This is a genomic window from Prauserella marina (assembly GCF_002240355.1).
Lineage (GTDB): Bacteria > Actinomycetota > Actinomycetes > Mycobacteriales > Pseudonocardiaceae > Prauserella_A > Prauserella_A marina.
Genome location: NZ_CP016353.1, coordinates 5,441,922 through 5,452,748 on the forward strand (window position 1 = coordinate 5,441,922; position 10,827 = coordinate 5,452,748).

Here is a 10,827-nt window from a genome sequence, read left to right on the forward strand (position 1 = left end):
AAGTCCACTGTCGACACTACAGAAGGGGGGCTCTCACAATCCGGCGAGCAGCTTCTCGGTGTAGTCCGCGAGCCTGGCGGCATCCTTCGGGTCCAGCGTCTTCAGGCTCAAGTCGACCGGGCTTTCCTTGTCGATAGCGGAAAGCGGCGCCGAGGGCGGCCGTTCCATCCACTCGATGACCGGCGCGACCGCGTCCGCGACCGGCCGCGCGAAAAGCCGCCCCAGTCCCGCGAGCATGGCGCGCATGACCGGGTTGGGCAGGTTCGTGACGCCGCTCCTCGTGAACCCGGGATGGTAGAGGACGTACCTCGCCTTGCTGTTCGCGCGTTCGGCGAAGGCGACACCCAGCAGGTCGTTGGCCCTGCCTGCCTGCAACTGTGCCTTGACCCTCCCGTACCGGCGGGTCAGCTGCGGGTCGTCCCACTCGATCTCGCCCGCGGTCTTCCCCACCCCCGCCACGTTGATGATCACCGGAGTGTCCGCGGCGTCGAGCAGGGTGCTCAGCCCGAAGCTGAGCACGTACCTGCTGAGGTAGTAGAGGGCGAAGGTGGATTCGAGCCCTTCGGGGGTCTCGCGCCGCTTCGGGTTGATGCGGTTGGCGAACAACCCGAGCGCGTCGACGGCGTCGTACCGCGCGGTGATCTCGTCGAGGACTCCCCGGGTCTCGGACATCGAGGAGAGATCGGCCCTGAGAAAAGTGAACCGCTCCGTCGCCGCTTGTTCGGTCAGTGCCAGCCCTTTGGCCTCACTGCTGCCGATGACGACGACGTGATCCCCCGCCGCGAGCCTGGCGAGCGCCGTCGCCTTTCCCATTCCATCGGTACCGCCGCTGATGACCACGGTTCGTGATCGCTGGTCGCCCACACTGCCTCCGTAGAATGGTTGCTGACAAACCCCATGGTGGGATGAGGCTCGCGAAGGCGGAAGAAGGCAGTTCGATGTCGGCAACGCACACCCGTGTTCCTTCCCTGGTGGAGCATCAATTACCGCAGCCGGTCCCACAGGCGGAGTTGGCGGCGTGCCCGGTCAACGAGGTGTTTCGCAGGGTGGGCGACAAGTGGAGCATGCTGGTCGTGATCCTGCTCGGAAAGCGGAGCTACCGGTACAACGAACTGCACCGCGCCGTCGAGGGCATCAGCCAGCGCATGCTCACTCGTACCCTGCGCGGCCTCGAAACCGACGGCCTGGTGTCGAGGACGGTGCACCCCACCGTTCCACCGAGCGTCGAATACGACCTGACCCCACTGGGCCGCTCCCTGCTCGAACCGCTGTCGGCGCTGGCGGACTGGGCCGTGAAACACGAGCCGCACCTTGCCGCCGCGCGGGAGAGCTAGACCGGCCGCACACCGCGAGTCCCCCGTCCAGGACGCCGAGATCCGCACTCAGGTGATCGAGATGCCCATCCGGGACACCGAGATCCGCATCCGGGCGGATCTCGTGAACGTGAACGCGGAAGTCACGCGCACGAATGCGGAACTCGACAGCCTGAGTGCAGAACTCGGCGCCCTCACCTCGCCGACAGTGTCCTGATGGCTTGCAGCGTGCGCCAGCCACGCCATTCCAGCTCGGCCATCGGTCCCGGCGGTGCCCAGCTCAACGGCCAGCCGCCGTCGTCCTGCTGCTCGGCTTCCAGTTCGGCGAGGTGAGCCTCGATCGCGTCGGAAGGAAACAAGGCGCGCAGCGGGCCTGGCGCCGGCGCGACCTCCAGTGGCGTCACGCCGTACCCCTCGCCGGGATAAAGGTGGAACAGCGACCAGTCCGCGACCGTGTCGGCGAACGCGGTGAGTTGCTGCCGCGCCCACGGCGAGGACGACTCCGACAGGAAGCACAGCACGTTGAGAGCGGTGTGGCCGTCGAGCTTTCCGTCCAACGTCTCGATTTTCTCGCGGCAGAACGAGTCAGCCTCGTCGAGCCACGGGTCGTCGACCCCTGCCTTGCGCAGGCGGGCGACGATGCCTGCCGTGGGGTTGAGCGAAGGCGGGAAGCGGCCGTCTCCCCAATGCGCCGCATGCGGATGCGCGGCCAGGCTCGGCAACACGATGGGAAGCCCGCCGTCCACGCTGACCGAACGCAGGTAGGGCACGAGCCCGCTCGCGAACTCCGTGACCTTGGCCGCTGCCCGTGATTCCGTCGAGGGAGCGTCGAGGATCCATTCCACGACACCGAGTGCGAAATCGACGGCGACCGGCTGACTGCCGGGATCGCGCACATCGGGTTCGAGCGCGTACCCGAGGCCGCCGTCCGCGTTGCGGTACCCCGACAAGGTGGACAGAACGGCGTCAACAGCACCGCCCACCCCGTCGAACCAGAGTTCGGCGAGCCTGCGTTCCAGCGGTCGCGCGTGGGTGCCGAGGAATTCTCGGGCCCCTGCGAAGTCGTAACTCATGACCGCCATCCTGCTACGGCACCGGCCCGGTTTCTTGAACGAAACGGTCATCCCTTCGCGGCCGCGGATGACGGCGTTTGGAGTACTCCGGCCACGGGAACCACCTTCACGACGAGGCCGACAACCTGGAGTGATGACCAGATGCCACAACAAGCGTGGAACGCGAAGCAGGAACGGCAGTACCAGCACATCAAGAAGCAGACGAGGCAGCGCGGTTCGAGCACGAAGCGGGCGGAGGAGATCGCGGCCCGCACGGTGAACAAGGAAAGGGCCCGCTCCGGCGAAGCCAAGCAGGCGAGCAAGACCTCGACCAACGACATTTCGGCTCAGCGGAGGGGCGGCCTTCGCTCGGGCAACAGGCAGGGGCCGGGAGGCCGCACGAAGCAGCAGCTTTACGAGGATGCTCGCCGAAAGGGCATCGCGGGTCGCTCGAAGATGACGAAGCAGCAGCTCGAGAAGGCCGTCGGCGGCAGGTAGCCGACTGGCTGTCCCATTACCGTCAGTGAAAAGCGTGAGGGCCGGGCCACGTCGGCCCGGCCCTCACGCTTGGTCACTTGTCGCGATGGGTGGCGTTCTTCACCGCGTCACCGACTTTGCTCGCGGCGTCCTTGACGGCATCCTTCGCCTTCGCCACTCCATGCTGCGTTTCGCCCTCGTTCTGCAGGTCTTTGTCGCCTGTCACCTTTCCGGCGGCTTCCTTGGCCTTACCCGCAGCCTGGTCGATCTTGTCTTCTCCAGCCATGGTCGGCGCTCCTTTCGAGTGCTTGCGATACTGCGAGTACCCGTGGAGCCCAGCGCTACACGTCGGTAATCGGACGATGAGGCATTCCCCACACGAGCTAACCCGGTCGTCTCGAAGCGCCCATTTCGATCCATTGTGGATCACCAGGTCAGGAGACCGGGATGCCGGCCATCGCGTCGACGGCGGCGGCGAAGACGGCTCGTTCGCTCGCGCCGAGCAGGTCAGCGCGCCTGCCGAGTTCAGCGACGACCTCGGAGTGAGTACGCGTCGCCAGCGCACTGCCCCGCTCGGTCAGCGCGACCTGACACGCCCTCCTGTCAGAGGAATCGCGCACGCGCTCGACAAGCCCCCTTCGCTCGACCCTGTCGATGAACCCGCTGAGACTCGACTTCTCCAAGTTCAGCACCCTGCCCAGCGCCGCCATGCCTTCGGAGCCTTCGCTGAGCACGCAGAGCAGCCGGATCTGCTGAGGCGTGAGGTCGTGGCGCCTCGCCACCTCGCCGAACACGTTCTGGACCAGTTGTGAGAGCCGCACAAGCGCGTCCGCGAACATGGCGTCCTCGACCGTTCCGCTCATTGTCGCCTCCAGCCACATCCAGCCGCCTGCACTGTCGAGCCTAGTTCACCCGCAACCCGCCCTCCTCGCCGTGACCAACGGTGTGGGCATGGAGCCGGAGGAACCGAACCCTCTGGCAGACAGGTGAACTGCTGTCATCCTCTGGTCTGGCATGTGGCCAACGAAGCAGACTGCTGCGAACAAGACAGCTCAACACGGAGCAGAGGAGAGTCACCAGTGCTTCCCGAGTGGCTGGTCAAGGAGATCGACGAGGTACCAGGCTTCCGCGCGTTCGCGGGAGTCGACGAACTGCATCAGCAGCTCAGCACGCTGGCTAGCGAGTATCCGGAAGTGGCCGTCCTGCGCAGAGTCGGCACGTCGAGAGACGGCGAGCCGTTGCTGTGTCTTTCGATCACGGACCCGGCGACAACACCTGCTCGCCCGGAAGCGCTCGTTTTCGGGCTGCCCCACCCGAACGAACCCATCGGCGGGCTGACCGCCATCCACCTCGCCCGCAGACTCTGTGTCGACCCGAGCCTGAGGGAAAGACTGGGACACACCTGGCACATCATCGCCTGCATCGACCCCGACGGCTTGCGGCTCAACGAAGGCTGGCTCGGCGGACCGTTCACGCGCGAGCACTACGCGCGCCATTTCTACCGGCCGGCGGGCGTCGACCAGATCGAGTGGACGTTCCCGCTCGACTACAAGGACGCCTATTTCGACGAGGCCCTTCCCGAGACACAAGCCATCATGCGGCTCATCGATCAACACCGGCCGAGCCTGGTGTGCTCGCTGCACAACGGTGAGCTGGGCGGGGTCTACTACTACCTCAGCAGACCGGAACCACCGCTGCACGACATCCTTCAGGAGGTGCCCGGCTATCTGGGGCTGCCACTCGATCGCGGCGAACCGGAGGCGCCGTACATGGTGCGGCTCGCCGACGGCATCTTCCTCAGTTCCTCCATGCGCCGCGCCTATGACTACCGCATCGGGCTCGGCGAATCGTGGGCAGGCGACTCCGGCGACAACACCGCGTCCTACGCCGCGCGCTACGGTTCACTGACGCTGGTGAGTGAGCTGCCGTACTGGACGGCGCCCGTCGCAGGCGACGACACGCCTTCCGGCACCAGCTACGCGAGCGCGCTCGCAGAGCAATCGGTGCTGCTCGACGATCTTTCCGAACTGCTCAACCAGACGCTGGGCAAGGTGGAGAACCAGCTCGCCGCGGCACAGTCGCCCTACTGGAGGGCGACCAGGTTCTTCGCCGCGTTCCTCGCCTCGGCGACAAGCACGGCGAAACAACGCAGCCAGCTGCCGGAGTCCGAGCGCAAGGCGACCATCGCCGAGCTCGCGTCACTGACGAGCGACGTGCAGAGCTATCGTTTGCGCTACGGGGGGATTCTGCTTCGCGCGCTCGACGGTGAACTGGCCGTCGGCAATACGCGTGCCCCGATCAGAGCAGCGCGAGCCACGGTCGCCACCCGGTACGAGGGCTGGTTGGCCGAGGACGCCGCCGACGAGGACTACGAGGTCATCCCCATCAGGTTGCTCGTGGCGACGCAGTACGCGGCGACGATCGCCGCCGCGGAACATCTGGTGTCATCCGGCACGTCGCGGAGCTGAACGCGATCGCTCAGCCCGCGGGGTCGAGCCAGCTTTGCAACAGCGGTGCCGTCCTCGCGATAAGGCTCTCCCTCGGTTCGGCGCCGAGCGCGCCGATCCGCAATACGAGCCTTGTCGCTCCGAGACCGATGAGCTGGGCGCACACCAGTTCGGCACGCAGTCGTGCTTCCGGGCCCTCAAGGCGATCGGCGAGCTTGGCGACGAACTGCCGTTCGAAGTTCTCCCTGAACGTGGCTCCCGCGGGCCGGGACGAGGTGAAAAGCGCACGCAGCAAGGGGTCGGCCTGCGTGCGCTCGTGATAGTCGAGCAGGGTCCGCACAAGATGATCACCGAGCCTCGGCAGCGGGCAGTCGAGCAGCACCGCGGCCTCGGCCTCGAAACTGGAAGCCTCGGCGAAGAGGTTTTCCTTGCTGCCGAAGTACTTCATCACCAGCGCGGCGCTCACCTCGGCGTCGGCCGCGACGTCACGCACCTTGACGTCCGCGTAGCCGTGCAGCGAGAACCGGCGGCGCGCGGCCTTGAGCACCACATCGCGGGTCAGCGGCGCCTCGCGCCTCTGCTCGTCACCGACCTCGCTGACCGGCTGTGGGGAAGACATGGCGACAAGGCTAACGGCGGCTGCCCGCGACCGGATCGACCTGTGACGTTCTGCCCTGAGAGGGGATGAACAACGCGACGACACCTGCGAGAATCGCCGCCCCTCCGGCGATGAGGAACACCACGGTGTACCCCTCGGCCGAGGGGAACGGCGCCCCGCCCACCTCGGTGATCATCCCCGCCGTCACGGCGGCGACGATCGCGCTGCACGTCGAGGTGCCGATGGAGCGGGCGAGCGCGTTGAGGCTATTGGCCGCTGCCGTCTCCGTCACCGGAACCGCGCGCATGATCAGCGCGGGAACCGCACCGTAGGCGAGCGCGGCACCGATCGCGGTGACCGTGACCGCGGCGATGGCCGCGGCGAGCGGGGTGTGCAGCACCGAGCGCGTCAGGTTGCCGACGGCAAGGATCGCGACCCCGACCACCACGGTCACCCGGGGACCGCGCATTCTGGAAAGCACGGCCGACAACGGCGAGAAGGCGACCATGGCCCCGCCGACCGGCAGCAGCGCGATACCGCTGAGCATCAGCGAAAGCCCGAAGCCGTACCCCGTTCCCTCTGGTGCCTGGAACATCTGGGCACTGACCATGAACGAGGCGAACATGGCCACACCGATGAGCACGGAGGCGATGTTCGTCAGCAGCACGGCAGGTCTGGCCGAGATCCGCAGGTTCACCAGTGGCGCCGAGGGGACCCGCAGCTCGTAGTAACCCCACGCGAGGAACAGCACGGCCGAAGCCGCGAGAAGCCCGAGCACGAGCGGGCTCGACCAGCCCCACAGCGATCCGCGCGAAACCGGAAGCAGCAGGCAGATGAGCGCCGCGGAGAGGCCGAGCGCGCCGGTGAGGTCGAAGCGTCCTCCCGTCCGCAGCGGGGACTCGGGGACGAGAAACCGGATGAGGATCATCTGGATGACGCCGTAGCAAGCCGAGCCGGCGAACAACCAGTGCCAGTCGGCGTGTTCGGCGACGAGCCCGGTGAGCGGCAGTCCGACCGCCCCTCCCGCGCCGAGCGTCGAGCTCATCAACGCGATGCCGCCGCCGACGCGTCCTGGCGGCAGCTCGTCCCTCATGATGCTGATGCCAAGCGGGATGACCCCGATCGCGACTCCCTGTAGTGCCCTTGCCACGAGCACGACGAGGAATTCGCTGCTCAGCGCGCCCAGCAGACTGCCGACCGACATCGTGCCGAGCGCGACGAGCAACATCCTGCGCTTGCCGTACATGTCGCCGAGCCTGCCGAGCACCGGTGCGCAGATGGCACCGGCGACGAGCGTGGCCGTGATGAGCCAGGCCGCGTTGGCCGGAGTCGTGTTCAGCAGCCGCGGAAATTCGGGCAACAGCGGAACGGCAAGCGTTTGCATCAACGAAACCGCGATACCCGAGGAGGCCAGCAAGCCGACGACGACTTTCGGTCGACGTGTGGACGTCGCGGGGGGCAACGTGGCGATCACAGGTCAAGCTCCCAGTTTCTCTGGTGAACTTCTGTTCACCAGAGGTCGAGTAAACCCCTGTTCACCCCGAAGAGCAATCCACCGTCCAGTCCATCCGCCTATGATCCCGGTCTCAACGCCGGACCGAGGCCGCGACGAACTTCTGTCCACATCGGACATCAGTGGAGTAACGCGCCATCCGAACCTGGGCGATCACACCGGCGAACTGCCATGCTGAACGGCACCGTTGCGCTCCAGCGAACAGGAGTCGAGATGACGATCGCCGAGCACAGAACCGACACCACTCACCCACTCGACCCCATGACCACGGCAGAGGTCGACGCCGTTCGAGAAGTCCTGACCAGGGATGGCCTTCTCGGCGAACACGTCCGCTTCGCCTACCTCGGGTTGCGAGAACCCGGCAAGAGGGCCGTCGAAACGTTCACCGGCAGAGCCGACCTCGACCGCCGGTTCCTGGCGATCCTGCTCGATCTCGGCACCGGAGCATCGCGCTCCGTCATCGTCTCGACGACCAGGAACACCATTGACTCCACTGTGGACATAGATCCGGCGACCGAGGGGCAGCCACCGATCATCGACACCGAGTTCGAACTGATCGAGGACATCCTCAACGCCGACGAGCGATGGACAGCAGCACTGGCCAAACGTGGCCTCGACCCGGCAACCGTGCGAGCCGTCCCGCTGTCGGCAGGCCACTACGACGAACCGGGCGAAAGCGGAAAACGCATCGTGCGGTCACTCGGCTTCCAGCAGTTCCACGAGAAGGACCTGCCGTGGGCACATCCCGTCGACGGTCTCGTTGCCTACGTCGACCTCACCGGCCGCCGCGTCACCAGGATCATCGACCACCACGAGTACCCGGTTCCGCAGGAACAGGGCAACTTCGACGACCCCGCCTTCACCGGCCCTGCGAGAACAACGCTGAAACCGATCGAGATCAGCCAGCCCGAGGGACCCAGCTTCACCGTAGAGGGCTCCGTGGTCCGGTGGGAGAACTGGCGACTGCGGCTCGGGTTCAACGAACGCGAGGGACTGACGCTGCACCAGTTGTCCTTCCACGACCGCCCCCTGCTGTACCGGGCTTCGATCGCCGAAATGGTCGTCCCCTACGCCGATCCCTCACCGGTGCGGTTCTGGCAGAACTACTTCGACTGTGGCGAGTACATGTTCGCCCGCTACGCCAACTCGCTCGAACTCGGTTGTGACTGCCTCGGCGAGATCCACTACCTCGACGCGACCGTCGCCGACGACCTCGGGCAACCTCGCACCATCCGCAACGCGATCTGCATGCACGAGGAAGACTACGGCGTGCTGTGGAAGCACACCGACCTGTTCTCGGGTACGCGGGAGACCAGGAGGCAGCGCAGGCTCGTCATCTCCTTCTTCACCACGATCGGCAACTACGACTACGGGTTCTACTGGTACCTCTACCTCGACGGCACCATCCAACTGGAAACGAAGGCAACCGGCGTCACGTTCACCAGCGCCTACCCGGGCGCTGACGGTGCCGGTTTCGATTACGCCACGGAGGTCGCTCCCGGCCTCGGCGCCCCGCTCCACCAGCACCTCTTCTGCGCACGACTTGACATGACCGTCGACGGCGACCGCAACGCCGTCGACGAGGTGGAACCGGAGCGGGTACCGGTCGGTCCAGGCAATCCACACGGCAATGCCTTCCGGTCCCGGCGCATACGGCTGACGTCGGAATCGGTCGCGGGACGGCTCGCCGACAATCGCGCGGGCAGGACCTGGCACATCCTCAACCCGGACAAGCACAACCGGTTCGGGCAACCGGTGAGTTACGTGCTGTCACCGGAGGGGCAGCCCCCGCTACTCGCCGACGAGTCGTCCTCCATTCACGCCAGAGCGACGTTCGCGACGAAGCACCTCTGGGTGACCAGGTACGCGGAGGAGGAGCGCTATCCGGCCGGCGACCTCGTCAACCAGAATCCCGGCGGCGCTGGACTGCCTGCCTGGATCGCCGCCGACAGGGACATCGACGGCGAGGACATCGTGCTGTGGCACTCGTTCGGGCTCACTCACGTTCCGCGCCCCGAGGACTGGCCGGTCATGCCGGTCGACAGGGCAGGGTTCACGCTGCGCCCGTTCGGCTTCTTCGACCGCAACCCCACCCTCGACGTCCCCTCGGGCGGCAACGGCGGGCACTGCGCGGACTGAACGGCTCCCTCCGACGGGACGCGCACGGGCCTCCTCGCCTCCGTACTACATGTGTAGTATCGAGGCGAGGAGGTTCCCATGCGACTGCTCTTCGTCTCGGCACCGCTGCTCGGGCACGCTTTTCCCATGGTTCCGCTCGCGAGGGCGATGCGGGATTCCGGTCACGACGTGCTCTTCGCGACCGGTGGCGCCGCGCTGTCGGTCGCCGACGCCGGGCTCACCACCGCCGACGTCGGTGCCCGCGTCCGGCTCGGCAGGGCTGGACTCGGTGTCGCGCTGCGACACCCGCTGTTGGCACGGGTCGAGGCGGCGGGCGCCGCTGACCTCGGGTTCGTCTCCCGGCTCTTCGGCTCCGTCAACACCAGCATGCTCGCCGACGTACTCGCCGTGGCCGACCGGTGGAAGCCCGACCTGATCGTCCACGAACCCCTCGCGGCCTCCGCCGCGATCGCCGCCGACCGGTACGGCATTCCCGCGGTCGTGCATGACACGTCACTCTTCGACGGTGCTGCCCTCACCGAGGCGACCGCACGGCGCATGGGCAGCAAGGTCGCGGCACCCTCGACGGTGCTGCGTACCGCGCCACGCAGCGTGCTCGCCACGGAAGGCGGCTGGCCGCTGCGCTACGTGCCCTACAGCGGCTCGGGGCCGGTACCAGGATGGCTCACCACCCCCGGCCCACCGAGGGTGCTCGTGAGCCGGAGCACCGTGCAAGGCCCTGGCGGCGGTGCGCTGATGGCCGCCGTCGCGGCCGCCGCCTCCGAGGTTCCCGCCGAGTTCGTCCTGGTCCGCCCGCCGAAAGCGCTCGCGAGAAAACCCATGCCCGGCAACGTCCGGTTCGTCGATTGGATACCCATCCCGACGGTGCTGGGTTCGTGTGCCGCGATAGTGCACCACGGCGGGGCGGGAACCCTGCTGACCGCGCTCGCGGCGGGTGTTCCCCAGCTCGTCGAGCCGGGAGCGGGCGACAGGGCGCGGCACGCCCGGCTGATCAGCGCGCGGGGAGCAGGTCTGGCCGCGAAGTCGGCTGAGGTGACCCCCGGCCTGCTCGGCGAACTGGTCGCCGACGAGGCCATCGCCTCGGCGGCAGCCGAGGTGCGAGCCGAGATCGCGGCCATGCCCTCTCCGGAGGAAGTGGCCGACCGGCTCGCCGGTCTCGTCGCCGACCCCGCCTGAGCATCCCGGAACCCGGAACTCGGCGGGGAGGCAGCTGGGCCGACGTGCCAACCTCGCGAGCCCCCACCCAGCCCGCCGAGATCCGCACTCAGGTCGTCGAGATCCGCACTCA

Annotated in this window: 12 protein-coding genes; 6 read left to right on the top strand and 6 right to left on the bottom strand. The window is 67.1% G+C overall.

The features are described from left to right. Positions 1-33: 33 nt before the first annotated feature. The gene (locus BAY61_RS25085; RefSeq protein ID WP_211323601.1) at positions 34-864 is read right to left on the bottom strand and encodes an SDR family NAD(P)-dependent oxidoreductase; all 831 of its coding nucleotides are present in this window, start codon (positions 862-864) and stop codon (positions 34-36) included. Positions 865-938: 74 nt separating this feature from the next. On the opposite strand from BAY61_RS25085, the gene BAY61_RS25090 reads away from it, so the two are divergent. Next, on the top strand, positions 939-1,334 hold the full coding sequence (locus tag BAY61_RS25090; protein WP_091807475.1) for a winged helix-turn-helix transcriptional regulator: 396 nt from the start codon (positions 939-941) through the stop codon (positions 1,332-1,334). Between the two features lie 61 nt (positions 1,335-1,395). Next, the gene (locus tag BAY61_RS33850; RefSeq protein ID WP_281256837.1) at positions 1,396-1,530 is read left to right on the top strand and encodes a hypothetical protein; all 135 of its coding nucleotides are present in this window, start codon (positions 1,396-1,398) and stop codon (positions 1,528-1,530) included. Here the strand turns inward: BAY61_RS33850 and BAY61_RS25095 are convergent. Then, on the bottom strand, positions 1,508-2,386 hold the full coding sequence (locus BAY61_RS25095; RefSeq protein ID WP_091807028.1) for a hypothetical protein: 879 nt from the start codon (positions 2,384-2,386) through the stop codon (positions 1,508-1,510). The two genes, BAY61_RS33850 and BAY61_RS25095, sit on opposite strands and share 23 nt — an antisense overlap. A gap of 141 nt (positions 2,387-2,527) precedes the next feature. Here BAY61_RS25095 and BAY61_RS25100 point away from each other — a divergent pair, with 141 nt between their 5' ends. Further along, positions 2,528-2,863 carry a plasmid stabilization protein gene (locus BAY61_RS25100; RefSeq protein WP_091807014.1) on the top strand — a complete coding sequence of 112 codons (336 nt, stop codon included), beginning with the start codon at positions 2,528-2,530 and terminating at the stop codon, positions 2,861-2,863. A 73-nt stretch (positions 2,864-2,936) separates the two neighbouring features. Here BAY61_RS25100 and BAY61_RS25105 read toward each other — a convergent pair whose 3' ends face one another. After that, entirely contained in the window at positions 2,937-3,128 is a 192-nt protein-coding gene (locus BAY61_RS25105) for a CsbD family protein (protein WP_091807012.1), read from the bottom strand. Between the two features lie 148 nt (positions 3,129-3,276). Next, positions 3,277-3,705: a MarR family winged helix-turn-helix transcriptional regulator gene (locus BAY61_RS25110; RefSeq protein ID WP_176879773.1), complete on the bottom strand. Its 429-nt coding sequence runs from the start codon at positions 3,703-3,705 to the stop codon at positions 3,277-3,279. A gap of 216 nt (positions 3,706-3,921) precedes the next feature. Here BAY61_RS25110 and BAY61_RS25115 point away from each other — a divergent pair, with 216 nt between their 5' ends. Further along, positions 3,922-5,310 carry a M14 family zinc carboxypeptidase gene (locus BAY61_RS25115; RefSeq protein ID WP_091807009.1) on the top strand — a complete coding sequence of 463 codons (1,389 nt, stop codon included), beginning with the start codon at positions 3,922-3,924 and terminating at the stop codon, positions 5,308-5,310. Between the two features lie 10 nt (positions 5,311-5,320). Here the strand turns inward: BAY61_RS25115 and BAY61_RS25120 are convergent, their stop codons facing one another. Both BAY61_RS25120 and BAY61_RS25125 read right to left on the bottom strand, forming a co-directional pair. Then, complete coding sequence (locus BAY61_RS25120) at positions 5,321-5,908, bottom strand: TetR/AcrR family transcriptional regulator (protein WP_091807007.1); 588 nt, start codon at positions 5,906-5,908, stop codon at positions 5,321-5,323. A gap of 10 nt (positions 5,909-5,918) precedes the next feature. Then, complete coding sequence (locus BAY61_RS25125) at positions 5,919-7,361, bottom strand: MFS transporter (protein ID WP_245865414.1); 1,443 nt, start codon at positions 7,359-7,361, stop codon at positions 5,919-5,921. 252 nt (positions 7,362-7,613) lie between these two features. Here BAY61_RS25125 and BAY61_RS25130 point away from each other — a divergent pair, with 252 nt between their 5' ends. Together BAY61_RS25130 and BAY61_RS25135 are read left to right on the top strand one after the other, a co-directional pair. Beyond that, positions 7,614-9,539: a primary-amine oxidase gene (locus tag BAY61_RS25130; RefSeq protein ID WP_091807472.1), complete on the top strand. Its 1,926-nt coding sequence runs from the start codon at positions 7,614-7,616 to the stop codon at positions 9,537-9,539. Between the two features lie 78 nt (positions 9,540-9,617). Continuing rightward, positions 9,618-10,715 carry a glycosyltransferase gene (locus tag BAY61_RS25135; RefSeq protein ID WP_091807005.1) on the top strand — a complete coding sequence of 366 codons (1,098 nt, stop codon included), beginning with the start codon at positions 9,618-9,620 and terminating at the stop codon, positions 10,713-10,715. Positions 10,716-10,827 lie beyond the last annotated feature (112 nt).